At 43.9% G+C, this 25,463-nt stretch carries 21 protein-coding genes; 15 read left to right on the top strand and 6 right to left on the bottom strand.

All coding sequences use genetic code 11. The features are described 5' to 3' along the window. The first annotated feature begins 101 nt into the window (after positions 1–101). The 7 genes from OH456_RS15475 to deoD all read left to right on the top strand — a co-directional run bounded on the left by OH456_RS15475 (position 102) and on the right by deoD (position 7,169). The gene (locus OH456_RS15475) at positions 102–224 is read left to right on the top strand and encodes a DUF5363 family protein (RefSeq protein ID WP_006071986.1); all 123 of its coding nucleotides are present in this window, start codon (positions 102–104) and stop codon (positions 222–224) included. Then, positions 214–993 (top strand): TatD family hydrolase, encoded by a 780-nt coding sequence (locus tag OH456_RS15470; protein WP_006071984.1) that lies wholly within the window; start codon positions 214–216, stop codon positions 991–993. Before OH456_RS15475 ends, OH456_RS15470 begins: the two co-directional genes overlap by 11 nt. A gap of 205 nt (positions 994–1,198) precedes the next feature. Continuing rightward, positions 1,199–2,464 carry a NupC/NupG family nucleoside CNT transporter gene (locus tag OH456_RS15465; RefSeq protein WP_006071982.1) on the top strand — a complete coding sequence of 422 codons (1,266 nt, stop codon included), beginning with the start codon at positions 1,199–1,201 and terminating at the stop codon, positions 2,462–2,464. Between the two features lie 449 nt (positions 2,465–2,913). Further along, positions 2,914–3,690: a deoxyribose-phosphate aldolase gene (gene deoC, locus OH456_RS15460; RefSeq protein ID WP_006071980.1), complete on the top strand. Its 777-nt coding sequence runs from the start codon at positions 2,914–2,916 to the stop codon at positions 3,688–3,690. 85 nt (positions 3,691–3,775) lie between these two features. Beyond that, positions 3,776–5,110, top strand: a complete 1,335-nt coding sequence (deoA, locus tag OH456_RS15455) for a thymidine phosphorylase (RefSeq protein ID WP_006071978.1) — start codon at positions 3,776–3,778, stop codon at positions 5,108–5,110. 15 nt (positions 5,111–5,125) lie between these two features. After that, a complete protein-coding gene (locus OH456_RS15450) occupies positions 5,126–6,346 on the top strand; it encodes a phosphopentomutase (RefSeq protein WP_038225473.1) in 1,221 nt (406 codons plus the stop codon). 103 nt (positions 6,347–6,449) lie between these two features. After that, positions 6,450–7,169: a purine-nucleoside phosphorylase gene (gene deoD, locus OH456_RS15445; RefSeq protein ID WP_006071974.1), complete on the top strand. Its 720-nt coding sequence runs from the start codon at positions 6,450–6,452 to the stop codon at positions 7,167–7,169. 95 nt (positions 7,170–7,264) lie between these two features. Here deoD and OH456_RS15440 read toward each other — a convergent pair whose 3' ends face one another. Beyond that, positions 7,265–7,864: a YtjB family periplasmic protein gene (locus OH456_RS15440; protein WP_031494062.1), complete on the bottom strand. Its 600-nt coding sequence runs from the start codon at positions 7,862–7,864 to the stop codon at positions 7,265–7,267. 107 nt (positions 7,865–7,971) lie between these two features. Between OH456_RS15440 and serB the strand changes: the two genes are divergently transcribed. Further along, a complete protein-coding gene (gene serB / locus OH456_RS15435; protein ID WP_270033800.1) occupies positions 7,972–8,940 on the top strand; it encodes a phosphoserine phosphatase in 969 nt (322 codons plus the stop codon). A gap of 51 nt (positions 8,941–8,991) precedes the next feature. Here the strand turns inward: serB and OH456_RS15430 are convergent, their stop codons facing one another. After that, complete coding sequence (locus OH456_RS15430; RefSeq protein WP_006071969.1) at positions 8,992–11,337, bottom strand: PilZ domain-containing protein; 2,346 nt, start codon at positions 11,335–11,337, stop codon at positions 8,992–8,994. Positions 11,338–11,599: 262 nt separating this feature from the next. Here OH456_RS15430 and radA point away from each other — a divergent pair, with 262 nt between their 5' ends. Then, on the top strand, positions 11,600–12,979 hold the full coding sequence (radA, locus tag OH456_RS15425; RefSeq protein ID WP_006071967.1) for a DNA repair protein RadA: 1,380 nt from the start codon (positions 11,600–11,602) through the stop codon (positions 12,977–12,979). 293 nt (positions 12,980–13,272) lie between these two features. Continuing rightward, entirely contained in the window at positions 13,273–15,354 is a 2,082-nt protein-coding gene (gene fusA / locus OH456_RS15420) for an elongation factor G (protein WP_171389003.1), read from the top strand. Between the two features lie 55 nt (positions 15,355–15,409). Here fusA and OH456_RS15415 read toward each other — a convergent pair whose 3' ends face one another. Then, complete coding sequence (locus tag OH456_RS15415) at positions 15,410–16,351, bottom strand: LysR substrate-binding domain-containing protein (RefSeq protein ID WP_006071963.1); 942 nt, start codon at positions 16,349–16,351, stop codon at positions 15,410–15,412. Between the two features lie 91 nt (positions 16,352–16,442). On the opposite strand from OH456_RS15415, the gene OH456_RS15410 reads away from it, so the two are divergent. Then, positions 16,443–16,658 carry a DUF1127 domain-containing protein gene (locus tag OH456_RS15410; RefSeq protein WP_006071961.1) on the top strand — a complete coding sequence of 72 codons (216 nt, stop codon included), beginning with the start codon at positions 16,443–16,445 and terminating at the stop codon, positions 16,656–16,658. A gap of 41 nt (positions 16,659–16,699) precedes the next feature. Here OH456_RS15410 and OH456_RS15405 read toward each other — a convergent pair whose 3' ends face one another. From OH456_RS15405 to chrA, 3 genes are all read right to left on the bottom strand, one after another. After that, positions 16,700–18,385, bottom strand: coding sequence for an AMP-binding protein (locus OH456_RS15405; protein WP_038222495.1), 1,686 nt, complete (start codon positions 18,383–18,385; stop codon positions 16,700–16,702). A gap of 204 nt (positions 18,386–18,589) precedes the next feature. After that, on the bottom strand, positions 18,590–19,723 hold the full coding sequence (locus OH456_RS15400; RefSeq protein WP_270033797.1) for an HD domain-containing phosphohydrolase: 1,134 nt from the start codon (positions 19,721–19,723) through the stop codon (positions 18,590–18,592). A 170-nt stretch (positions 19,724–19,893) separates the two neighbouring features. Further along, positions 19,894–21,051 carry a chromate efflux transporter gene (gene chrA / locus OH456_RS15395; RefSeq protein WP_240206582.1) on the bottom strand — a complete coding sequence of 386 codons (1,158 nt, stop codon included), beginning with the start codon at positions 21,049–21,051 and terminating at the stop codon, positions 19,894–19,896. 148 nt (positions 21,052–21,199) lie between these two features. On the opposite strand from chrA, the gene OH456_RS15390 reads away from it, so the two are divergent. The 4 genes from OH456_RS15390 to OH456_RS15375 all read left to right on the top strand — a co-directional run bounded on the left by OH456_RS15390 (position 21,200) and on the right by OH456_RS15375 (position 25,463). Further along, positions 21,200–22,144: a LysR family transcriptional regulator gene (locus OH456_RS15390; protein ID WP_252038743.1), complete on the top strand. Its 945-nt coding sequence runs from the start codon at positions 21,200–21,202 to the stop codon at positions 22,142–22,144. A 254-nt stretch (positions 22,145–22,398) separates the two neighbouring features. Next, on the top strand, positions 22,399–23,658 hold the full coding sequence (locus OH456_RS15385; RefSeq protein WP_006071952.1) for an ABC transporter substrate-binding protein: 1,260 nt from the start codon (positions 22,399–22,401) through the stop codon (positions 23,656–23,658). Between the two features lie 72 nt (positions 23,659–23,730). Then, positions 23,731–24,648, top strand: coding sequence for a carbohydrate ABC transporter permease (locus tag OH456_RS15380; RefSeq protein WP_006071943.1), 918 nt, complete (start codon positions 23,731–23,733; stop codon positions 24,646–24,648). Then, positions 24,648–25,463, top strand: a complete 816-nt coding sequence (locus OH456_RS15375) for a carbohydrate ABC transporter permease (RefSeq protein WP_006071941.1) — start codon at positions 24,648–24,650, stop codon at positions 25,461–25,463. The genes OH456_RS15380 and OH456_RS15375 overlap by 1 nt, the downstream gene beginning before the upstream one ends.

Genomic DNA, 25,463 nt, shown 5'->3' with positions numbered 1-25,463 from the left:
AACTTAGTGATAAAACTCTAACTATTGCGCTATCCTTTGTAACATAAGGATTTGAGATAATATCGATTGCAATCGATTACATTTATTTAGGTAAATTTACCATGGTTGAATTGCTCAAAAAGTGGCTTAAAAAATACGATGATTGGTGTGCCTCATTAGGACTCACACCAGAGAATAAACGTAGTTGCGTGCCTTACCGAAAAGAGCCAAAAGATGGTGATTGATAGCCATTGCCACCTCGATCTATTGGCAAAGAAAAAAGACATAAACCAAGTACTATTAGAGGCAGCAAAGGCTCAAGTTGCCGCTATCGTTGTACCTGGTATTAATGAGCAAAATTGGCTGGCCATAAATAAGTTAGCCAGTGAGCATGCAATGGTGTATTTCGCTTTAGGGTTTCATCCTTTGTTTCTTGAGGAAGTGGATGATGGCTCTATTGCTCGCCTAGAGCAACGTGTTGCTGAGTTGAAAAACAACCAAAAGTTTGTCGCATTAGGAGAGTGTGGTCTCGACTTCTATCAAGGTAGAGAAAACGAGCTTCTACAAAAATCACTTCTTAGTGAGCAAATTCGTATTGCCAACCAGTACCAACTACCCATTATTCTTCATTGCAGGAAAGCACACCAAGATCTTATTGCCTTATTGAAACAGAACCCTCCTCTATATAGTGGCGTTATTCATGGATTCAGTGGCAGCTACCAACAAGCGATGGATTACGTCAATCTCGGTTTAAAAATAGGTGTCGGTGGTGTCATTACCTACGAAAGAGCGCAAAAAACACGCTCAACTATCATTAATCTTCCACTAGAAAGTTTGTTACTAGAGACGGATGCGCCTGATATGCCTCTTTATGGATATCAAGGTCAGCCTAATGAGCCCAAAATGGTAAACATGGTTCTATCATCGTTAAACATGCTGAGAAGTGAAAATGAGCAAACGGTTACGTCACAGCTACTAAAAAATAGCAAATTGACGTTTAATTTTTGTGACTAAATGTGCTGTTAATTGTGAATTCGAAAACGTTTGCAGAGATGAATTGTGATCATGATCGCAAAATGACGTGTATCTTTTATGTGTTCAAGACGAAAGTGTGAGGGGGGTACTACTTTCTTTTCTGTGGGTTTGTATAATCGCCCCCGCTTTTGAGCTTCAAATTTTGTTACACGCCAAATTATTAAATATAAGGAAGTCATAAACTATGAGCCTGTTTATGAGCCTGGTTGGTATGGTTGTACTGATTCTTATCGCAGTACTTCTATCGGATAACCGCAAAGCTATTAATATCAGAACTGTGGCTGGCGCTTTTGCTATCCAATTTGCACTTGGTGCGTTTGTTCTTTATGTACCTTGGGGTCAAGAGATCCTACGTAGCTTCTCTGACGCTGTATCTAGCGTGATTAACTACGGTAACGATGGTACGTCATTCCTATTCGGTGGTCTTGTTTCTGACAAGATGTTCGAAGTATTCGGCGGCGGCGGTTTCATCTTCGCATTCCGTGTACTACCGACACTGATCTTCTTCTCTGCGCTTATCTCGGTACTTTACTACCTAGGTGTAATGCAGTGGGTTATCAAGATTCTTGGTGGCGGCCTGCAAAAAGCACTAGGTACATCTCGTGCGGAATCTATGTCTGCTGCGGCAAACATCTTCGTAGGTCAAACTGAGGCTCCACTTGTTGTACGTCCTTTCGTGCCTAAGATGACTCAATCTGAGCTATTCGCCGTAATGTGTGGTGGTCTAGCTTCTATCGCTGGTGGTGTACTAGCGGGCTACGCATCAATGGGCGTGCCAATTGAATACCTAGTAGCGGCATCATTCATGGCAGCTCCAGGTGGTCTTCTGTTTGCTAAGATCATCAAGCCTGAAACTGATGAGCCTGTTGAGCAGCTTCACAGCATGCAAGCTGAAGGTGAAGATAAGCCAGCTAACGTTATCGACGCAGCAGCGGGCGGTGCATCAGCAGGTCTTCAACTAGCTCTTAACGTAGGTGCAATGCTAATCGCATTCATCGGCCTTATCGCCCTAGTTAACGGTATGCTTGGCGGCATCGGTGGCTGGATCGGTATGCCAGAACTACGTCTAGAAATGATTCTAGGTTGGATCTTCTCACCACTAGCATTCCTACTAGGTGTGCCATGGTCTGAAGCGACAATCGCTGGTGAGTTCATCGGTATGAAGACTGTTGCGAACGAATTCGTAGCATACGCGAACTTCGCACCATACCTAGGTGACGCAGCACCAGTTGTTCTTTCTGAGAAAACTAAGGCAATCATCTCATTCGCTCTATGTGGTTTTGCGAACCTTTCTTCTATCGCAATCCTTCTAGGTGGTCTGGGTAGCCTTGCGCCTAAGCGTCGTGGTGATATCGCACGCATGGGTGTGAAAGCAGTAATCGCAGGTACGCTATCTAACTTGATGGCAGCAACGATTGCTGGTTTCTGTCTAAGCCTAGCTGGCATGTAATTGCTCGCGTAAAGGTTATTAGTATATAGACGCCGTATTAAATCGCCCCGTAGCAAGAAATTGCTGCGGGGCTTTTTTGGTTTTAGGAGCCAGATAATTCCTAATGAATCGTTACTGGACAAGCGATTCAACAACTGAATGGAAGTTTTTTGAGAAGCAAACCGTTTGCGTTTTAATCAGCTCTACCGTTTTGAACGAGAGTCCTATACTGTATAGGCTACTAAGTAATTCTTTCGTGTTTTCGCGAAGCTTTATGTAGCCAGAGCCAGTTCTCACCAAGATAGGAATCAGGTGATTTTAACGAGCAGGTACTGTGCGGTGACAAGGATAGCAATTGGTATTCAGCTTTAACCTAATAGCTGAACCGAGTCTTCAAGGAACCAAGTCCGTTCATTTATTGCTGACGAGTTTGTCAGGTAATTAATTGAATATATTGACCGGAGATAGAAATGAGCGATTTAAAAGCAGCAGCTCTACGTGCACTAAAACTTATGGATCTAACCACGCTAAATGATGACGACACTAATGAAAAAGTGATCGCACTATGTCATGACGCAAAATCGCCAGTGGGTAACACGGCGGCGATCTGTATTTATCCTCGCTTTATTCCTATTGCAAAGAAAACGCTACGCGAACAAGGTACACCAGAAGTACGTATCGCAACTGTGACTAACTTCCCTCACGGTAACGATGACATTGAAATTGCGGTAGCTGAGACTAAAGCAGCTGTTGCATACGGTGCAGACGAAGTGGACGTTGTATTCCCATACCGCGCACTGATGGCAGGCAACGAAGAAGTAGGCTTCGAACTTGTTAAGCAATGTAAAGAAGCGTGTGGTGATATCCTTCTAAAAGTGATCATCGAAACTGGTGAGCTTAAAGAAGAAGCGCTTATCAAGAAAGCTTCAGAAATCTGTATCAAAGCAGGCGCGGATTTTATCAAAACATCAACAGGTAAAGTGCCAGTTAACGCTACTCCTGAGTACGCGCGCATGATGTTAGAAGTGATTCGCGATATGGGCGTTGCAGAGAAAGTTGGCTTCAAGCCAGCAGGTGGCGTTCGTACAGCGGAAGATGCTGCTGCTTATCTAGCAATGGCTGATGACATTCTAGGTGCAGATTGGGCAGACAACATGCACTACCGCTTTGGTGCCTCTAGCCTTCTAACTAATCTCCTGAATACATTAGAAGTAACAGACGAAACTGCAGATCCATCTGCATATTAATCTGAATCTTTTTGTTGGTGGCTGATTTCCAGCCACCACTATTCCCTCTATCCCTACAACCCAAGCTTAGACTGGGGAGGTACTAATGTATTTACCACAAGAAATTATTCGTAAAAAACGTGATGGCCAAGAGCTAACTGCTGAAGAAATTAACTTCTTTATCCAAGGTGTTGCCAAGGACACCGTATCTGAAGGCCAGATTGCTGCCTTTGCAATGACCATCTTTTTTAATGAAATGACTATGCCAGAGCGTATTGCTCTCACGTGCGCAATGCGTGATTCTGGCATGGTTATCGATTGGGGCCACATGAACTTTGGTGGCCCGATTGTTGATAAACACTCAACAGGTGGTGTTGGTGATGTAACATCACTGATGCTTGGTCCTATGATTGCTGCATGTGGTGGCTTTGTACCGATGATTTCTGGCCGCGGTCTGGGTCATACAGGTGGCACGCTGGACAAACTAGAATCTATTCCTGGCTATGACATTACGCCAACCAATGACGTGTTTGGTGAAGTGACTAAAGACGCTGGTGTAGCGATTATCGGTCAAACTGGCGATCTTGCGCCGGCTGATAAGCGTGTTTATGCGACTCGTGATATCACTGCAACGGTTGACAATATCTCTCTGATTACTGCGTCTATCTTATCGAAGAAACTGGCGGCAGGTCTTGAATCACTAGTGATGGATGTAAAAGTCGGTTCTGGTGCTTTCATGCCAACTTATGAAGCATCAGAAGAGTTAGCCAACTCTATCGTTGCCGTAGCTAACGGTGCTGGCACTAAGACTACGGCTATCCTTACCGATATGAATCAAGTGCTTGCTTCTTCTGCAGGTAATGCAGTTGAGGTTCGTGAGGCTGTACAATTCTTGACGGGTGAATACCGCAATCCACGTTTGTATGAAGTGACGATGGCACTTTGTAGCGAAATGTTGGTGTTAGCGAAGTTAGCTGAAGACACTGAGCAAGCAGAAGCTAAGCTGAATGAAGTACTTGATAACGGTAAGGCTGCTGAGTGCTTTGGTAAAATGGTCAAAGGTTTAGGCGGCCCTGCAGACTTCGTTGAAAACTACGATAATTATTTAGAGAAAGCAGAAATTATCAAGCCAGTATACGCTGACAATGAAGGTATTGTTTCAGCGATGGATACTCGAGCGATTGGTATGGCTGTAGTTGGCATGGGCGGTGGTCGCCGCGTGGCAACAGATACCATCGACTACGCGGTAGGCTTTGATCAATTTATTCGATTAGGCGAGACGGCAAGTGCAGACAAGCCACTAGCTGTTATCCATGCGCGTAATGAAGCGCAATGGCAAGAAGCAGCAAATGCATTGAAAGCCGCAATGACAATCGGTGAGCAAGCTTACGTAGAAACGCCTTGTGTGTACCGCCAAATTCGAGCGGAAGATCTCGCATAAGCGTGAGGAGAAATTATGAAACGCGCATTTATTTTAGTATTAGATTCATTTGGTATTGGCGCAGCAGCCGATGCTGAGCAATTTGGTGATGTAGGCTCAGATACACTGGGTCATATTGCAGAGCAGTGTGCAAAAGGTTTGGCTGATAACGATCAGCGCAGCGGTGAGCTAAAGCTACCGAATTTGAGCAAGCTCGGCCTAGCCATGGCGCATAAAGAGTCTACAGGTGCTTTGGCACAGGGCCTTCGTGATGACGTCGAAATTGTCGGTGCTTATGGTCACGCAGCAGAGTTATCGTCAGGTAAAGATACTCCGTCTGGTCACTGGGAAATTGCTGGTGTTCCTGTTTTGTTTGATTGGGGCTACTTCACGGATAAGCAAAATAGTTTCCCGAAAGAGCTGACCGACCGCATTCTAGAACGTGCAGGTTTAGATGGCTTTTTAGGTAACTGTCACGCATCAGGGACTCAAGTACTTGATGACCTGGGTGAAGAGCATATGAAGACGGGCAAACCTATCTTCTATACGTCAGCGGATTCAGTTTTCCAGATTGCATGTCATGAAGAAACTTATGGTTTAGATCGTCTGCTTGAGCTTTGCCAAATCGCTCGTGAAGAGCTTGAGGATTACAATATTGGTCGTGTTATCGCGCGTCCATTTATTGGTCCAGGTAAAGGGCAATTTGAGCGCACGGGTAACCGTCGTGACCTTTCTGTTGAACCGCCAGCGCCAACCGTGTTGTCGAAGCTTGTTGAAGAGAAGCAGGGACAAGTGGTATCTATCGGTAAGATTGCTGATATTTACGCGAACTGCGGTATCACTAAGAAAGTGAAAGCCACAGGCATTCCAGCGCTATTTGAAGCAACCAAAGAGCAAATCAAAGAAGCGGGCGACAACACGATCGTTTTCACTAACTTTGTTGATTTTGATTCAGCGTATGGTCACCGTCGTGATGTGGCGGGTTATGCAGCTGCGCTTGAGTACTTCGATTCTCGTATTCACGAAGTAATTGAACTGATGGAAGAAGACGATGTTCTTATTCTGACGGCTGACCATGGTTGTGACCCAACTTGGCCAGGTACTGACCATACACGTGAACACATTCCTGTTATCGTTTATGGTCACAAGGTTCCAGCAGGTTCTTTAGGTCTTCGTGATAGCTTTGCTGATATTGGTCAAAGCCTTGCAAGCTACTTTGGTACATCCTCAATGGATTACGGAAAGAACTTCCTATAATCATTAACGAACAACGCTCAAGTCTCACTTGAGCGTTGTACATTTAACATATCTCTAGGCACTAAGTCCTAGGAACAAGCACTGAGAATAAAGGGAAACAGTCATGGCTACTCCTCACATTAATGCGGAAATGGGTGATTTTGCAGACGTAGTATTGATGCCGGGCGATCCACTTCGCGCAAAATACATTGCTGATACGTTTTTGGATGATGCGGTACAAGTGTGTGATGTACGTAATATGTATGGCTACACAGGCACTTACAAAGGTCGTCGTATCTCTGTAATGGGTCACGGTATGGGTATTCCATCATGCTCTATTTACGTTACTGAACTGATCAAAGATTTTGGTGTTAAGAAGATTATCCGTGTAGGTAGTTGCGGTGCGGTTAACGAAGACATCAAAGTGCGCGACGTTGTTATTGGTATGGGCGCATGTACTGATTCTAAAGTGAACCGTATTCGCTTTAAGAACCATGACTTTGCGGCGATTGCTGACTACAACATGGTGAAGAACGCTGAAGAAGCGGCAAAAGCTCGCGGTATCAACGTAAAAGTGGGTAACCTATTCTCTGCTGAGCTGTTCTACACTCCTGATCCTGAAATGTTCGATGTAATGGACAAATATGGCATTGTTGGTGTTGAGATGGAAGCGGCAGGTATCTACGGTGTTGCAGCAGAATACGGAGCAAAAGCACTGGCTATCTGCACCGTATCTGACCATATCAAGACTGGTGAGCAAACGACCTCTGATGAGCGTGCAACCACATTTAATGAAATGATGGAGATTGCTCTAGATTCTGTTTTGCTAGGTGACGCAGAATAAGCAAGACGCTAATAACGTATGTAAAAAAGCCTCGCTTGTGCGAGGCTTTTTTGTATCTGGGAATGGCTTATGTTTTCAAAAGGTACACGAGCATTCTATTGCTTGAGCAGTAAATTCTCGCCTTTGGTTTTCGGTTGTTTTCTAACGATGACCATCAGTAGCACACCAGAGATAAAACTCATCAAGATCATCATATACATAAAGCGATCACTCTTGCGGTAGTGATGATCGGATATTGCGGTTACCTTACCAGTTTCAAAGGTGATTCGAACAAAACCTATGATGGTATGATCGTTGATGATCGGCTCGACTAGTTGTTGGCGGCCAATGCTGGCAGTTGAGAGTGGAGTATCGAGCCCTAGGACTTCGCGCGCCGTTTTGGCGTCTGTACTGGCGGCAATTTTGACCCCTTCAGAATCATAAACGGTCGCATCTAACACCAGACGTTCTTGTGCTAACTGGTTGGTCAGAGCACCTAAACGCTCTTGGTCTTGATCAATCAGCATCTGTCTAGCAGAGAGTGAGGCCTGAGAAATCAGAACTTTAGAAAGCACTTCTAACTGATTCGCTTGAATGCGCTCGTTACCTTTACTGATAACAAAGCTATTTGTTGTGATGAAGAACACCATAGCAGCGATTAAGCAAAGCGCTACTAACCTCAAAAAGTTGCGAAACGAAAACAGCGAACCGTCCATATAAGTTTAAAAGTACTATGAAATTACTGATTGGTTCATATTGATGCTTGCACAACCAAATTGCAATAGGTTAACGTTTTAGGAGCTTTTTAAAGGAAGGATTAGCCATGGACGCTGTAAAGCCGTTAGCGATTACCAAACGTATTCCATTGAAGGAACGTTTTCCTGAGACACTCACGTCTCATCAACTGGAGAAAAATAAAGCCAGTTGGATTATGTATTCTCATTATTTGTCTCCTGATATTTTCAATGATATGGATTTCTATATCGGTGAAACCAGCCGAATTCTCGACATTTGGCAGGTTGGGCAATATGAAGTGGCACTGATGGATGGCCAGTTAACCGCCGACCATAAAGTGATTCTGAATGAGCTCAAAGTGGATTGCGCAGCATTGTATGATGTTCCCGACCTCAATAAGCCGGGTGTGATTGTCTTGGATATGGACTCGACCGCCATTCAGATTGAGTGTATTGACGAAATCGCCAAACTTGCTGGAGTAGGTGAGCAGGTTGCAGAAGTAACAGAGCGAGCTATGCAAGGAGAGTTGGATTTTGAGGCGAGTTTGCGCCAACGTGTTGCAACATTAAAAGGTGCAGATGAAGCGATTCTTGAGAGCGTTCGTTCACAGTTGCCATTAATGCCAGAGTTAGAAGAAATGCTAAAAACTCTTCAGTCTTATGGCTGGAAAACGGCGATTGCGTCTGGTGGATTTACCTATTTTTCTGATTTCTTAAAGCAGAAATTGAATTTGGATTTTGCTCAATCAAATACGTTGGCGATTGAAAATGGCAAACTGACTGGCGAGGTGCTTGGGGATGTCGTCTCAGCACAAACTAAAGCAGACATCTTGCTAGAGTTAGCGGAAGAGTATGATGTTGAGCCGCATAACACCATTGCCGTGGGTGATGGTGCCAATGACTTGGTGATGATGGCGGCGGCTGGTTTAGGTATTGCGTATCACGCAAAACCTAAAGTTGAAGCTCAGGCACAGGTAGCCATTAACCATGCAGGTTTAGGTGGGGTTGTGTGTGTGCTGTCAGGGTTGCTCGCAAGACAAAAACGAATCAACTGGTAAGTGAAAGATAACAAAGGGCGCATTGAGCGCCCTTTGTTTTATGGATGAAGCTTAATGATTTAGCTCTAAGCGAATTAATACTTCTTCTGTAATGTCGATAAGCTCGCAATAGCCGCAAATTGATGTCATCTCATTTTCTAAGTTGCGAGCGTGGCTCAAACTCAACGAAAGCAGTTCATTGATGTCTTTCTTCATCAAGGTTGTCAAAGCATCATACACCGGACCAGAGGAAATTCTTAACACGTAGAGTTCGCCCATACTTAGCGCATCTTTAATGAACTTAATCCGGCTTTGGGTGGACTCAAAGTCTTCACGTAATTTGGTATGAATCGACTGAATACGTTGCCCTAGTTTCAATACTCCAATATACAGTTCGTGATAGACCGGCTTTGCTCCGGGCTTCTTCTTCATTGGTTCTGCAATTAACGTATTGCTGCGTCCTTTAAAAATAGGTTCTAAGGCAAATTTTTGATTGTGGCCAATTCGCTCCAAGAACTGCATATAGCCTGGCAGAGGGAAATTGACGCCAACAGTGCGACTCTTTATTGAGGTCCCTCGTTTATCGATATAGATAGGTGTTGAGACCATTTTAGCCAATAAGACGTTATGCAATGATTCCAGTAAAGCGGGACTTGGAAGCAGCTCTTGTTTAGCGATCAGCTTATCTTGGTTGTTATCAATCATGCCATTGAAAAAGGCGATGGTCTTGATGGTTTTGCCGGATTCGACAATCGATAAATGTACGGTTTTGCGATCCTGGGATAACCGAACCACCTCATAGGGGACTCGGTTCAATGGCAATCTGTCGTTATAACGTTTCAGCTCCAAGTAATCTATCGAGATTAATGCCCCTGTTTTGACAGGCAACGGTTCCAATAGCTCTATGCTTGCACCACGTTTAGACAAGTCGAGCGTTTTTCCACGAATAACAGTGTTTTCATCACATTGAACAAACAGCGGCGTGCTGAATTGATATCGCGGTTCTTTTCGTCTGGATTGCGCATCGAAATACAACCCTCTTGGCTGGCTTTCTACTTTTCTTGGGTGTCTAAAGCGATTTAGACTGTTAGCCGGAAGACGAGGTTTTTCTGTAAATAGGTAGTCAGCGGCTGAATTAGCATCACTGATCTCCTGCAGAATACCGAAGTGAGTCAATTTTTCATTACCATTCACGAGATCGCTGTAGTTGTGCGAAATCGTGGTGACGTCTTCTTCGGACAGCTCGAATACGGAGAGACGAAACGCTTTCCAACTATCTCGACGTCCGCCAATATGCCAGAACAATTGACGTTCTTGACGATCTGCCTCTGGCATCATCATGGAATAAAACAGTTTCATCCCCTGATGTTCGTGGGTAAAGGTATAAAGTACGTTGCTACAGCCTTTGATGCCTGCTTTGACCAGTAAATCCATTCTCTCTCGAGAAAACAAAGCCCCCAGCGATTGTTGATTACGCTCATCATGCCAGTAGTGCCAAATGTCTTGGTTATTTTCTGTTAGCAGTGCCACCTTCAGTTCATTACCGCTAAAAAACAGCGGTAAGTTACAGGCGTGTTTAAGATAACTGTGTTCAAAACCTCGAGTACGAGCTCGGGTAATCCTATCTTGGTTATCGTGGCGGATTTTTTTTGATTCAGTATTCAGTAGCTTTTCAACCACCATTTCGACCGCATTAGTGCGCGACAATCTTAGTGTTCTTAGATACTTAACCGGGGAGACACCGTGTAGACCATCGACACCGAGTACACGGTATTCGATCGGTTTGGTGATTTCCTTAACTTGACTGGTTTGGGCGAGTTCGTCAAAGCTAACACTAATCACTTGGCCTAAGTCGTAATCAAAGGTACCTGGCACTTTGAATTTGGCACCTGAACTGGAGAGATCGACACTAAGCCCAGTGACTACGTCTCCATTTTCCAATTGAATAGATACTTGAGATTCGAGTTTAAGGCGATTCTCTTTACGCTTCAGGTCGTAACCTAAGTTAATGGCGTCCGCCAGATAAGGACTTTGTGGATCGGTCAACTCGCCCTCATGTGCGGCGCGTTGCTCATCACCAAGATTGCTCAAGGTTTTCTTATTAACTAACGATTCCCATACGCCTTCGGTGTAGCCGCCAAATTTCTTGGTCAGTTTGTGGTAACTATCAAATGCACGGTCATCAAGCCAGTGAGCTAGCCCATTAAGTTGATACTCGTGGCAATTGCTGGTGACTCGACCACGAAGGTCAATACGCTTATGGCAAGGGGCCATAAGGCGATTAAGTTCCATTTTAACCAGGAGTTTTGTCGAGGGAGACTCACCCTCGGTCACTTGACTAAGTACATAATCAAAGTCATCAGCGTGATACGCCGAAATCAAGCGTTCTGCGATGGAAAGTATTTCAGGTTGCTGCATGAGTTTTGTTAAAGTGTCCCTTTGAGATGATGAGTGTCATCAAGAAATAGCACAGCGTGAAGCTATTATATCGGCTACCATGCCGAAAACCTTAATGTTATCTACTGATAAATATAAGGTAATTATCGGATCTATTTTTAGATTCTTGTCGATTCTTGACAAATTTTATCGCCGAACATTTTCGAAAATTAATACATTTCTCAATAAAAGGTGCAATGGATTGCATTTGTTTGAGTAATTATCGTGACGGGTTGAGTTAAAAATGGCAAAAGCGAAAAGAGCTTATGTATGTAATGACTGTGGGGCTGACTTCCCTCGTTGGCAGGGGCAATGTAATGCATGTGGTAGTTGGAACACCATCAGTGAGGTTCGTTTAGCGGCATCACCTCAAGTCGCTCGTAATGAACGCTTGACCGGTTACGCAGGCAGTTCCACGGAATCTAGCGTCCAAACCTTATCTGAGATTGACTTGCAAGAGGTCCCTCGATTTACCAGTGGTTTTAAAGAACTTGATCGTGTACTTGGTGGTGGTGTTGTCCCTGGGGCAGCTATCCTCATTGGTGGTAACCCAGGGGCAGGTAAATCGACACTGCTTTTACAAGCAATGTGCTGGTTATCGTCGCAAATGCCAACCCTTTACGTAACGGGTGAAGAATCCTTGCAGCAGGTTGCCATGCGAGCGTCTCGTTTAGGCTTGCCAAAAGAGCACCTAAAAATGCTGTCTGAAACCAACGTTGATCGTATTTGCCAAGTAGCAGAGAAGGAACAACCGAAGCTGATGGTTATTGACTCCATCCAAGTTATGCATGTGGCTGATGTTCAATCGTCGCCAGGCAGTGTGGCTCAGGTAAGAGAGTCGGCAACCGCATTAACTCGATATGCTAAACAGAATAACGTTGCTATCTTCATTGTTGGTCACGTGACTAAAGATGGAACGTTGGCAGGTCCTAAGGTTCTTGAACATATTATTGACTGTTCGGTGTTGCTCGACGGTGGAACGGACAGCCGATTTAGAACGTTACGTAGCCACAAAAACCGTTTTGGTGCGGTCAATGAGCTAGGCGTATTCGCCATGACGGGACAAGGTTTGAAGGAAGTGAGTAACCCTTCGGCGATTTTCCTCTCTCGTGGTGAAGAAGAAACGTCAGGCAGCTCGGTTATGGTGGTGTGGGAAGGTACGCGTCCACTATTGGTTGAGATTCAAGCACTGGTAGATTATAGCCAGCTAGCAAACCCACGCCGAGTTGCAGTTGGCTTAGAGCAAAATCGCTTGTCTTTATTGCTTGCTGTTTTGCATAAACATGGCGGTCTGCAAATGGCTGATCAAGATGTATTTGTGAATGTGGTTGGTGGTGTCAAAGTGACCGAAACCAGTGCTGACCTTGCCTTGGTGATGGCCTTGCTTTCAAGCTTTAGAGACCGTCCACTACCTAAAGATGTCGTCGTGTTTGGTGAAGTTGGGCTGGCGGGTGAAATTCGTCCGGTTCCAAGTGGTCAAGAGCGATTAATGGAAGCGTTTAAGCACGGTTTCAAAAAAGCCATTGTACCAGCGGCAAATATGCCAAAAGGCGGTATTGAAGGTATGCAAATCCACGGAGTTAAGAAGCTATCTGAAGCGATTTCTGCTTTCGATGAACTTTAATGATGGTTTTTGTGAAAAATTAGGTAGAATGTCGCCAACAAAATGTATGATTTTACGAAATGACATCGAAAAATCACGAAGAGCAGCTAAAATTAACTGCGAACTAACAACAGTAGCCAACACGGATGAAGCTAGGTGTAACAAGCGTTTAGAGGCAGTTTTGCTCTATTTGGCACCTTAATACGCCGCGAAGGCATAACTTTTTTTTAATACGAATGCACGCAAAGCTATCCGTCTTGACAGATTGTGATATACTCTGCGCGCATTTTATATCCTATTAACAGAGTAAAACGATGACTGATTTATCAAAATACAGAAATATTGGTATTTTCGCGCACGTTGATGCGGGTAAAACCACAACAACTGAGCGTATCCTAAAACTGACTGGCCAAATCCATAAGACTGGTGAAGTTCATGATGGTGAATCAACTACTGACTTCATGGAGCAGGAAGCTGAGCGTGGTATTACTATCCAATCAGCGGCAGTTAGCTGTTTCTGGAACGATCACCGTCTAAACGTTATCGATACTCCTGGACACGTTGACTTTACAGTTGAAGTATATCGTTCTCTGAAAGTACTAGATGGTGGTATCGGTGTATTCTGTGGTTCTGGTGGTGTTGAGCCTCAGTCAGAAACTAACTGGCGCTATGCGAACGAATCAGAAGTATCTCGTATCATCTTCGTTAACAAACTTGACCGTATGGGTGCAGACTTCTTCAACGTAGTTGATCAAGTTAAGAACGTTCTTGCTGCAAACCCACTAGTAATGGTTCTTCCAATCGGTCGTGAAGACGACTTCGTTGGTGTTGTAGACCTACTAAGCCGTAAAGCATACGTATGGGATGACTCTGGTCTTCCAGAAAACTACGAAGTTAAAGACGTTCCAGCTGACATGGTTGACGACGTTGAAGCTTACCGTGAAGAGCTTATCGAAACTGCTGTTGAGCAAGACGATGACCTAATGGAAGCGTACATGGAAGGTGAAGAGCCTTCAATCGAAGACATCAAGCGTTGTATCCGTAAAGGTACTCGTGACCTAGCATTCTTCCCAACATTCTGTGGTTCTGCATTTAAGAACAAGGGTGTTCAGCTAGTTCTTGACGCAGTTGTTGACTATCTACCAGCTCCAACTGAAGTAGATCCTCAGCCTCTAACTGATCCAGAAACTGGTGAACCAACTGGCGAAGTTGCAACTGTATCTGCTGATGAGCCACTACGTGCTCTAGCATTTAAGATCATGGACGACCGTTTCGGTGCTCTAACGTTTATCCGTATCTACTCAGGTGTAATGAACAAGGGTGACACAATCCTTAACTCTGCAACTGGTAAAACTGAGCGTATCGGCCGTATGGTTGAGATGCAAGCAGATGAGCGTAACGAACTAACTACTGCACAAGCTGGTGACATCATCGCTGTTGTTGGTATGAAGAACGTTCAAACTGGTCACACTCTATGTGATCCTAAGCACGAGTGTACTCTTGAGCCAATGATCTTCCCTGAACCAGTAATCTCTATTGCTGTTTCTCCTAAGGACAAAGGTTCTACAGAGAAAATGGGTATCGCGATCGGTAAGATGGTTGCAGAAGATCCATCATTCCAGGTTGAGACTGACGAAGATTCAGGTGAAACTATCCTGAAAGGTATGGGTGAACTTCACCTAGACATCAAAGTAGACATCCTGAAGCGTACTTACGGCGTTGAGCTTGAAGTAGGTCAACCACAGGTTGCTTACCGTGAAACTATCACTCAAGCAGTTGAAGATAGCTACACGCACAAGAAACAGTCTGGTGGTTCTGGTCAGTTCGGTAAGATTGACTACCGTATCAAACCAGGTGAGCCAAACTCTGGCTTCACGTTCTCTTCAACAGTTGTTGGTGGTAACGTACCTAAAGAATTCTGGCCTGCAGTTGAGAAAGGTTTCGCATCTATGATGGAAACTGGTGTTCTAGCTGGCTTCCCAACGCTAGACGTTGAAGTTGAACTATACGACGGTGGTTTCCACGCAGTTGACTCGTCTGCAATCGCATTCGAAATCGCAGCGAAAGGTGCATTCCGTCAATCTATGCCAAAAGCTGGTGCTCAACTTCTAGAGCCAATCATGCACGTTGACGTGTTCTCTCCAGAAGACAACGTTGGTGATGTAATCGGTGACCTTAACCGTCGTCGTGGTATGATCAAAGACCAACAAGCTGGTGCTACTGGTGTTCGTATTAAAGCTGACGTTCCTCTATCTGAGATGTTCGGCTACATCGGTCACCTACGTACAATCACTTCTGGTCGTGGTCAGTTCTCTATGGAGTTCTCACACTACAGCGCTTGTCCAGCAAACGTTGCTGAAGAAGTTATTGCTAAAGCAAAAGAAGAGAAGAAGTAATTCGTCTTTTCCTTTGACTGATAAAACCCGCCTTATGGCGGGTTTTTTATTGCCTTTATAACGGCCTGAGTACGTAGTCGGTGTCGATAATATCTAAATGAGACATATCGCACTGCTTAAAGTCAGCGACTTCTTGCTGTAGCCATTGAATAAAGATTTTGAGTTTAGGTCGATTGAAGTAATGCTCTGGAGCACACAGGTAATAGGCAAATTTAGGCTTGAGTGCGTAATTGCCGATTCGCACTAGGGTTCCTTCTTTGATATAGCGATAGGCTAGGCTGTGTTTGATAAGCCCAACGCCTTGAACAGACAGTGCGCCTTCGACAACGAAGTGCGAGCCGTTATATTGTAGCGTTCGATTGCCTACAGGCGCACCGACATGTTGTAGCCACAAGTTCCAATCCATATCCGGCCAAGTATCTTCAATCAGGTCGGCTCGATGCAAATCTTGAACATCATAAATCTGGTGTTGCTGTTGATACAGCGGGTGGCACACAGGGTAGATAATATCTTCCATGAGTAAGTGGCTTTGCACGCCCTCATAGATACCTTCACCATAACGTAGACAAATATCAACGGATTGATCCTGAAAAGAGACCAATTGGTTATTAGGCTCGATCAAAAGCGCAATATCAGGGTTTTGCTGACGAAAGCTTTGTATTCTCGGCACCAACCAGTGTTGAGCAAATGATGGCAATGTCGAGATGGACAAACGATTGGGGTTAGGATCTTGGTTGACACTCTGAACTCCGGTGAATATATGTTCAAAGCCCTTGGCAAGTTCTCTATATAGTTGTTGGCCCTCTGGCGTTAATAACACTTTCCTGTGCTGCCGATAAAACAAATGACAACCTAGGCTCTCTTCCAACTGTCGAATTTGTTGACTTACTGCAGCCGCTGAAACAAACAGGCGATTGGCGGCCACCTTAAAGCTGCCTAGTTCAGCCGCTTTATAGAAATAGTAAAGTCCTTGAAGGGGAGGCAGTTTTTCTTTCACTTAAGTTTTCCTTAACTCAAAGTCAAAATAGATCGTTTGTCACATATTGATGTTTTGCATAAAAATTATACAAAACAGAGGAGGATAGGCAATGGATAAAACAATCAACTCCGATCAATATGTACAAGATAGAGCGGTGAAAGGTTCGTTGACTAAGTTAATCTTAACTTACGTCAGGCAATGGCGTCAGAATCAACGTACTAGAAAAGTGTTATCGGAAATGCCAGATCATTTGTTAGAAGACATTGGAGTGACTAGAGAACAGGCCAATCGAGAAAGTCGAAGACCATTTTGGCAATACAAATAAAAAAGGCGACTAACGTCGCCTTTATCTAGTATGCATGGGTGTTACTCTTCCCAAACGACCAGCTTATCTTTAGGCCAGCTATGGCCGACTTCATGATACTTCTGTTCAAGCAAATGGCGTTTTATTTTCAGTGTTGGTGTCAGTAACCCGTTCTCAATACTCCATGGTTCCTTAACCATTAATACACCTTTGATTTGCTCATGAGACTCAAGTTCTTGATTCATGCGCTTAACGACACGCTCAGCAGTACGTGCGTAGCGTGCTTTGTCAAAGTTAGGGAAGTCGTGAGGCACAACGAGTAAGATTGGAGCTGGTAAGCCTAAACCGATTAAACACATCATTTCGACACGGCTGTATTCCGCCAGCTTTTTCTCAATAGGTACAGGTGCGACAAACTTACCTTTAGCCGTTTTGAAGGTGTCTTTCTTACGACCCTGAATGGTTAGATAACCTTCGCCATCAATAGCGCCGATATCGCCAGTATGTAACCATCCTTCGCTATCAAATGCTTCTTGAGTCGCAATGTCATTTTTGTAGTAGCCCGAGAAGAGACCTTGTCCTCGAACCATGATTTCATCATCCTCAGCAATCTTAAGCTCAATACCTGGGCCTGCGTTACCAACAGTACCTATTTTGTCGGCCCTAAATGGGTAGTTAATGGTACTGTAAGCGAAAGATTCGGTCATGCCCCAGGCTTCAGTAATATTCAGCCCGACGCTGTGATACCAATCTAATAGAGCTGGAGGCACTGGAGCGGAACCACAACCAAGTACTCGTGCTTGGTCAAGTCCTAAGCCGTCTGCCAACTTCTTCTTAATCAATGAATTGACAAACGGTATCTTAAGTAGAATGTTGAGTTTCTTCTGTGGCAGCTTATCTTGAATACGCTGCTGGAACAGAGTCCATAGTCGCGGCACTGAAATAAACAGTGTTGGACGCTGCATCTTCACATCTTCGATAAAGGTGTCTAGTGACTCTGGGAATGCAGTCTGCACGCCTCCTACTACTGATGAACCAAAGATGTACACTCGCTCAGTAATATGAGCTAGCGGTAAATAAGAGAACAGACGATCGTTGGGTTCAATGCCAATATGGTCGATAAGTCTTTGTACCGACCAGCTAAATGCGCCATAGGTCAACATGGCACCCTTTGGTAGCCCCGAGGTACCTGAGGTATAAACCAATGACATTAGCTTGTCGTCATAGTGAACAGGGCGCTCTTCACTTGGCTTGCTATCAGCGATCAATTGATTAAATGTGTGCTGGCAATCTGGCGCGGTATCGTAAGGCAGGGAAATCGTGATTAGATCACCAAGAGACTCAATGACAGAGGTGGTGGCTTTAGCATCATCAAGTTTACCTGCAATCAACACCTTACTTTCACTGTGTGTTAGACAGTATTCAATGGTATCGGCACCAGCGGTTGGGAAAATTGGTACACTGATGTAGTCGCCAAGCATCATCGCTAAGTCGCAAATAAACCACTCTGCGCAGTTTTTGGAAATGAGCGCGACCTTTTCGCCTGGCTGTATGCCAAGACCACGAAGAGCAGAAACAAGACGTAATGCTTTATCTGCTACGTCAGCATAAGTGAATTCGACGAACTCACGATTGATAATTTGTTTTAAGTAAACTTCATTCGGTCTTTCTTGCGCCCACTTTAGGATCATCTCGTTGGGCGGCGGTAGGGTACAACTTGAGAGAGTGCTTTCATTAGGCAGTATCATTCCTGAACTCCGTTTTCGTGTAGAACGATAATTTATAGTTATTGTAATGTTAATTTGTTGTTAACATTACAATACTAGTCACAATGGGTAAGTACCGCAAGATGCTAATGACGGATTATTGTGGGCTCAAGCACATTATTGGAGCAAAAGCTCCAATAATGTGAGTTAAGTGGAATATAAGGATTTAGACTGTCCAATAAGATTTTAATGCCAAGGAATATGTGTGGAATACATAACAAGCTTGATTGCGTCTTGCTGGCAGCGTAATGCGTGCACACAATTGCTATCAATCTTGCCGAGTGCGACCATCTTTTCTAGTTCCAATAATGCATGGATCAAGGACCAAGATTCACTGTAATGACGTTGACTGGTTAGGGCATCAAAAATGTTAGCAACGGTAACAATACGAGCAGCAATCGGAATTTCGGCATGACTTAGTCCGTTTGGCGCACCTGAACCATCTAAATATTCATGATGATATTGGATGATATCTGTTAACAGTGTCATGCTGGTTGGCTTCCGATCGTGGATCTGTTTTGCGAGCTGGTTGACTAATTTCAGCCCTTGTTGAATTTGTCCTTGCATTGCGACATTGCTATGCCACATTTCTTGCCACGGAGAGCTCTGTTTCGAACTCAATGAAGAGTACTTACCTATGTCGTGTAACTCTGCAAAGTGCACGATATAGTCGATGGTTTCATCATCGAGTTGATACAGTTCAGCCACTTGCAGCGCAATGAGCCTTGCGTACTGACCGACTCGGTAAGCATGATCGAGGCTCTCATCTAGATGTTCGAAATTGGTACTACGAACGGTATAGCCCATATCAGCCATGGCATTGACGTAGCTGCGCTGTTCGTTGACCGCTTTAGCGAGCTCATTGGTACAAGAGGTTAATTGTTCAACCGTAGTATTGTCGAAAAACTGAGGTTGATTTGCATCTAAAAATAGTAACCCAGTAAAGTGACCATCGTTGAGGACGGGTAAGGTTAATGAGGCCGCATAAGGCTGTTGTAACAACCAACGCGAGTGTTGCGAGGAGTTGGTAATGGTTGATGAAAGGTCGTTAATGACGCGATGTTTATGCTTGCAGGCCAGTTGCCCAAGCGCGGAGTTAGCGCTAATAGGAGCACTGTATCGAAGCAGGGGCTCTCCTAGTAACGTACTATGCGCAAATGTGCTCAACCTAGCATGCTGGGCATCGAAGAGCGCGACAGAGATTCTAACGATTTCGGGAGCATGAAGGCTAATGGCATGATGGGCATGTTTTAATTCATCATTAATAGAGCCTCGGCTCGAACTCCGATGATGGCTCCCAATAGAGCAGTCCTTTTTCATAACTCACCCCCTGTTTGTGTAGGTGTTTTAGCACCTAATCACTGCTTGTCGATATAAAACCCTTTTATTGAATTGAAACTGCAATGAGGGGAGCTCCCCTCATTAATTAGTGTATGACTAAGCTGAAACTGTGACGAGAAATATTACCTAAAATCAGAGTGATAATTGATTTAGATTAAACTTACCACGGCTGGTGATAGTAACCCTGCAAAAGCAAAGAACACCACCATCCAAACGATAGGCAGTTTAAACTGCTTCATAAGGAGTGCACCTAAAAGCACCCAAGCAAGATCCATTGCACCAAAAACAGCGCTAACAAAGACAGGCTGGTAGAGGGCAGACAATAACAAACCAACTACGGCGGCGTTTACGCCCACCAATGCACCAGAAATCGCCGGTATTTTAGCGAGCTGCTGCCAGTTTTTTAACACGCCGACAAGGAGCAAAAAGCCAGGAACAAATACACCAAGTGTTGCAACAATCGCCCCCCATACTGGTGCCGAAGGCATTAGCTCATAACCGATGTAAGTAGCAAAAGTGAACATTGGTCCTGGCACTGCCTGTGCTGCGGCATAACCTGTTAAGAACGCGTCTTGCGTTAATTGATCACCCACAATATTTTGTAGCAGAGGAAGAACCACGTGACCGCCACCAAATACCAAACTACCCGCTTGGTAGAAATCGGAGAAAAGTGCTATCGATGACGACCATTGACCTATAAATGGTAGGGCGATAAGAAGTACGACGAAGCTGACTAGTGGCAATACAGAGAAAGACAGTTTACTGGAGGTATTTACGATTTCTGTATTTGGGAGATATCGGACGCCTAAAAGAGCAGCTACAACTAAAACCAGAATTTGCGCAGCAATACTTTGGAACAAAAGCAGTGTAATGGCAGTAGCGATACAAATAGAAACAGTGAGTTTAGACTTGCAGAAATTCTTATACATACCCCACGTGGCGTCAGCGACTACTAACACGGCGAGAAGTTTCAGGCCGTGCACCACATTCTGAAAGTAACTGGATTCAGTGAGCTGACTGCTCAAGACTGCAAGGGCAAGCATGAGGATTACTGATGGCAGTGTGAAGCCAAGAAATGCCATGATACCACCGCCAATGCCTGCGCGTTGATAACCGACAGCAAAACCGACTTGGCTTGAACCTGGGCCCGGTAGAAATTGGCTTAAAGCAACAATTTGAGCGTACTCTTCATCGCTTAGCCAATTGAGTTTCTCAACAAAGGTATTGCGGAAATAACCTATATGAGCTGCGGGACCACCAAAGCTGACCCATCCTAGAGCGAAAAAGATCTTAAATATAGCAAACAATGACTCATTGCTGTTTGAGTGGTTGTTTGTGGTTTCTTTGCTTAACGTAGACACCTGCGCACCTATCTTATGAAAATAACAATTTCGATTAGCGCCGATGCTACTGACTCATCTATAATGATTCAAATTAATAGATTTGATAGATACTATGAGTGAAACTGGACGAGAGAAGATTGATTGGAAACGCATTGATTTAAATTTGTTGATCGTATTCTTTCACCTTTACCAAACACGCAGTGTGTCTGTAGCGGCTGAGAAGAGCTTTGTCAGTCAGTCAGCAATGAGTCACAGTTTATCTAAGTTACGAACTTTGTGTGGGGACCGACTTTTTGAACGCAAAGGTCATCAAATGGTACCGACAGAGCGAGCTGCAGAGCTGTATCCAACGGTAGAACAGATATTAAATCTGGTGCAATTTAACGTGTTACCCACAGAACAATTCTTGGCAAAGAATTATCGCGGAATCTGCAAAATAGGATTAACTGATTACGCGGAGTTTATCTTTGCTCCAACTATTTATGACGCCATAGTGTCACAAGCCCCTGGCGCGAAAGTCAGTTTCATCAATGTTAATCGACACAATTATCGTTCAGTCAGTGAGCAGGAAAACTTAGACATCATCATCGGTAGTATTCCCGATTTAGAGCAGCAGTTTAGTGCGCAAAAGCTCTACACTGAAAAACACGTCTGTATCTATGACAGTAGTTTGGTGAAGGTTGGCGAATTGGATATCGAGACCTTCGCCTCTCTGCCGCATTGCTTAGTCAGTCCGGAGGGTAACTTCACGAGTAACGTCGATAAGCAGCTAGAGTCAATTGGATTATCCCGTGAAGTCACTGCCGTCTCGCGAAACTTTCTGACGATAGGGCGTTTAGTTACTGGTCGTGAGATGTTTGCGATAGTGCCCGAAAAAATGGCCAAGATTAACCTGATTCAAACTAACCTTACATCCGCTCCACCACCAGTGCCCGTGGCTGATTTTGATATCTCTATGATTTGGAAGAAGCAGTCGCACATGAGCGATAAAATTCATTGGCTAAAAGACACCATATATGAAGCCATTTTATCGTCGCTGCATGAAACCACACTTTAGTGGTAAGGATTACACAAGTTTGCGCTGTAACAATTGTTAACGTATCCAAATTTAGCAGTTAGTTGCATATGGAGGCTAACTGCTAACAATTCTGTTAAGAAAGTGATCAGACCCACAACCTAAGCAATTTCTAGCGACAATAGATCAAAAATCCCATCTCTCCCCCTTTAATTCTAAAAAATAAATGCTAATTTCTCTGTGTAAACGTTTCCAAATGGAAGCAAAAACCCCTACAAAAAATGAGAATAACAGTTATGAAGAAGCAAATGGTTAAAGGATTAGTGGCCTCTGCAGTAGGTTTAGCTTGTTTCAGTCAAACAGCATTCGCGAAAGACATCACGGTGTGGGCATGGGATCCAAACTTTAATGTGGCCATCATGCAAGAAGCTGCCGAGAAATACGAAGCGAAGCATGAAGATGTAAACATTAAAGTCGTTGATTTTGCGAAAGCGGATATCGAACAGAAGCTGCATACTATGCTAGCGTCTGGAATCACGTCGGCATTGCCTGATGTGGTATTGATTGAAGATTACAATGCTCAGAAATACTTACAGTCATATCCTGGCTCATTTGCTCCTATGACAAATGTCGTTGATTACACTAAGTTTGCTCCGTACAAAGTGAATGTAATGACCGTCGGCGACGAAGTATATGGCCTACCATTTGATACTGGGGTATCAGGCCTTTACTACCGTACTGATATTCTTGAAAAAGCAGGCTTCAGCGCTAAGGACATGGAAAATATTACTTGGGACCGTTTCATTGAAATTGGCAAACAAGTGAAAGAGAAAACTGGTGTTTCCATGCTAGGTAATAATCCATCTGACCTTGGTTTGCTGCGCGTCATGATTCAAGGTGCAGGCAGTTGGTACTTCAACCAAGACGGTAGCCTAAACATTGCTAACAACAAAGCGCTTGAAGAAGGCATTAAGATTTTCCGTGATCTTCATACGACAGAAATCGCGCGTCCTACCATTGGTTGGTCTGAGTGGGTTGGTTCGGTAAATAGCGGCGCCGTTGCTTCTATTACGACTGGTGTTTGGATTACAGCATCAGTGAAAGCTGGTGAAGGTCAAGAAGGTAAATGGGCGGTCGCACCAACACCACGCTTGAATGTAGAAGGAGCAGTGAACAGCTCTAACCTTGGTGGTTCAAGCTGGTATGTATTGAGTGCATCGAAAGAAGCAGATACAGCCATCGACTTCTTAAATCAAACTTTTGGTTCAGACAAAGAGTTCTACAACGAAATTCTTAAGAAGCAAGGTGCAGTAGGTTCTTACTTACCAGCTGGTAACACACAAGCCTACCAATATGAAGATAGCTACTTCAATAACCAAAAGATTTACGCAGACTTCAACAAGTGGGCTGCTGAAATTCCAGCGGTTAACTATGGTATGTACACCTATGAAGTCGATGCTGCGATTGCAGCGCAGATGCCTTCAATCATGCAAGGTGCACCAATCGACAAAGTCTTAGAAAGTGTTGAGCAACAACTGAAATATCAAATTCAATAATCGTTTTTCCTTTGCCCCCATCTCTGCTGCGAGTCAGGGTGGGGGCCTTTTCTTCTCTTTGTTGGTGTCATTATGAGTGAATTAGTCAAGACGATTAAGTCTAACTCCAAAAACAATAAAAATAGCTTTCAGCGTTTTTATGATATTAATGGCTGGGGTTTCGTTTTACCTGCCGTCATATTAGTGTCCTTATTTATGATCTACCCAATAGTGAATTCACTTTGGATGGCCATGCACTCTGGACGTGGTGTTATTATGGAGTTCGTTGGTTTTGGCAACGTAACTCGTTTATTTAACGATCCTGTATTTTTAAAAGCACTCTCGAATACGTTTATTTTCTTGATTATTCAAGTGCCTATTATGATCTTGCTTTCGTTAGCATTATCGTCTTGTTTAAACTCACCAAATCTTAAATTCAGAAGCTTATTCCGCTTAGCGATTTTCCTACCATGTGTTACTTCCTTGGTAGCTTACTCGATTCTATTTAAGAGTATGTTTGCGTATGAAGGTATTGTGAACTCATTCCTTATGTGGACAGGCATTGTAAGCGACCCAATTCCATGGATGGCTGACCCATTTTGGGCCAAAGTAACCATTATTATTGCGATTACGTGGCGCTGGACTGGCTATAACATGATCTTCTTCTTGTCTGCAATGCAGAACATAGATAAGTCAATTTATGAAGCTGCGCGTATTGAAGGTGTGAGTCCTATTAAACAGTTCTTCTTTATTACGGTTCCCTTGCTTAAGCCAGTAATCCTATTTACTACGGTTATGTCGACCATTGGTACATTGCAGTTATTTGATGAGGTGGTGAATATTACCGCTGGTGGTCCTGCGAATGAAACTCTAACGTTATCTATGTATATCTATGACCTGTCATTTAAGTTTGTTCCAAACTTCGGTTATGCAGCAACGGTATCGTACGTCATCGTATTCTTTGCCGCTATTCTAGCAATGCTTCAATTTAGAATTGCGAGGGATAAATAATGAACAATAAAAACAAAGCGATGCGTGGTTTAATGTACGCATTTCTATCAATATTCTCGTTAGTCTCATTATTTCCGTTTTATTGGATGATTGTGTCCAGTACTAACACAACGACTCAGGTTAATACGGGTAAATTCACTTTTGGTGACCAATTACTGATTAACTTAGCTAAATTGAATGAGCAAATTGACCTTTGGCTAATTTTCTACAATACCTCGAAGATTGCCATTATTAGTACGCTGTTTACGCTGCTAATCTCATCCATGGCTGGTTATGGTTTTGAAGTGTATAAGAGCAAGGTTCGTGACCGTGTTTACAGTGCCATGCTGCTGACAATGATGATTCCATTTGCCGCGCTGATGATTCCACTGTTCACACTAATGGCGAAGGCAGGTCTGTTGGATACTCACCTTGCAGTGATGCTACCGACCATTGCTTCAGTATTCATTGTGTTTTATTTCCGCCAATGTACTAAAGCGTTCCCATCAGAACTTATTGATGCGGCGCGAGTTGATGGTGTGAAAGATTGGAAAATCTACCTGTTTGTTTATATGCCCGTGATGAAAACCACGTACGCGGCTGCCTTTATTATCGTCTTTATGACGTCGTGGAATGCCTTTTTATGGCCGTTGATTGTATTGCAATCTGCCGAACTAAAAACAATTAACTTAGTGCTGTCCTCTTTGTCGTCAGCCTACTTCCCTGATTTTGGCATCATTATGGTGGGGACTGTGGTGGCAACCATTCCAACCCTAGCCGTATTCTTTTTGATGCAGAAGCAATTTGTGGCCGGTATGACTGGCTCTGTGAAATAG

The sequence above is a fragment of the Vibrio sp. La 4.2.2 genome, assembly GCF_027586995.1.
GTDB lineage: Bacteria > Pseudomonadota > Gammaproteobacteria > Enterobacterales > Vibrionaceae > Vibrio > Vibrio mediterranei.
This window is presented reverse-complemented; position numbering and strand designations above follow the sequence as displayed.

What these genes read in the sequence shown, in the direction of transcription:
- OH456_RS15475 (WP_006071986.1), top strand. Translation starts at nt 102, where the DNA reads ATGGTTGAATTGCTCAAAAAGTGGCTTAAAAAATACGATGATTGGTGT.
- OH456_RS15470 (WP_006071984.1), top strand. Translation starts at nt 214, where the DNA reads ATGGTGATTGATAGCCATTGCCACCTCGATCTATTGGCAAAGAAAAAA.
- OH456_RS15465 (WP_006071982.1), top strand. Translation starts at nt 1,199, where the DNA reads ATGAGCCTGTTTATGAGCCTGGTTGGTATGGTTGTACTGATTCTTATC.
- deoC (WP_006071980.1), top strand. Translation starts at nt 2,914, where the DNA reads ATGAGCGATTTAAAAGCAGCAGCTCTACGTGCACTAAAACTTATGGAT.
- deoA (WP_006071978.1), top strand. Translation starts at nt 3,776, where the DNA reads ATGTATTTACCACAAGAAATTATTCGTAAAAAACGTGATGGCCAAGAG.
- OH456_RS15450 (WP_038225473.1), top strand. Translation starts at nt 5,126, where the DNA reads ATGAAACGCGCATTTATTTTAGTATTAGATTCATTTGGTATTGGCGCA.
- deoD (WP_006071974.1), top strand. Translation starts at nt 6,450, where the DNA reads ATGGCTACTCCTCACATTAATGCGGAAATGGGTGATTTTGCAGACGTA.
- OH456_RS15440 (WP_031494062.1), bottom strand. Translation starts at nt 7,864, where the DNA reads ATGGACGGTTCGCTGTTTTCGTTTCGCAACTTTTTGAGGTTAGTAGCG.
- serB (WP_270033800.1), top strand. Translation starts at nt 7,972, where the DNA reads ATGGACGCTGTAAAGCCGTTAGCGATTACCAAACGTATTCCATTGAAG.
- OH456_RS15430 (WP_006071969.1), bottom strand. Translation starts at nt 11,337, where the DNA reads ATGCAGCAACCTGAAATACTTTCCATCGCAGAACGCTTGATTTCGGCG.
- radA (WP_006071967.1), top strand. Translation starts at nt 11,600, where the DNA reads ATGGCAAAAGCGAAAAGAGCTTATGTATGTAATGACTGTGGGGCTGAC.
- fusA (WP_171389003.1), top strand. Translation starts at nt 13,273, where the DNA reads ATGACTGATTTATCAAAATACAGAAATATTGGTATTTTCGCGCACGTT.
- OH456_RS15410 (WP_006071961.1), top strand. Translation starts at nt 16,443, where the DNA reads ATGGATAAAACAATCAACTCCGATCAATATGTACAAGATAGAGCGGTG.
- OH456_RS15405 (WP_038222495.1), bottom strand. Translation starts at nt 18,385, where the DNA reads ATGATACTGCCTAATGAAAGCACTCTCTCAAGTTGTACCCTACCGCCG.
- OH456_RS15400 (WP_270033797.1), bottom strand. Translation starts at nt 19,723, where the DNA reads ATGAAAAAGGACTGCTCTATTGGGAGCCATCATCGGAGTTCGAGCCGA.
- OH456_RS15390 (WP_252038743.1), top strand. Translation starts at nt 21,200, where the DNA reads ATGAGTGAAACTGGACGAGAGAAGATTGATTGGAAACGCATTGATTTA.
- OH456_RS15385 (WP_006071952.1), top strand. Translation starts at nt 22,399, where the DNA reads ATGAAGAAGCAAATGGTTAAAGGATTAGTGGCCTCTGCAGTAGGTTTA.
- OH456_RS15380 (WP_006071943.1), top strand. Translation starts at nt 23,731, where the DNA reads ATGAGTGAATTAGTCAAGACGATTAAGTCTAACTCCAAAAACAATAAA.
- OH456_RS15375 (WP_006071941.1), top strand. Translation starts at nt 24,648, where the DNA reads ATGAACAATAAAAACAAAGCGATGCGTGGTTTAATGTACGCATTTCTA.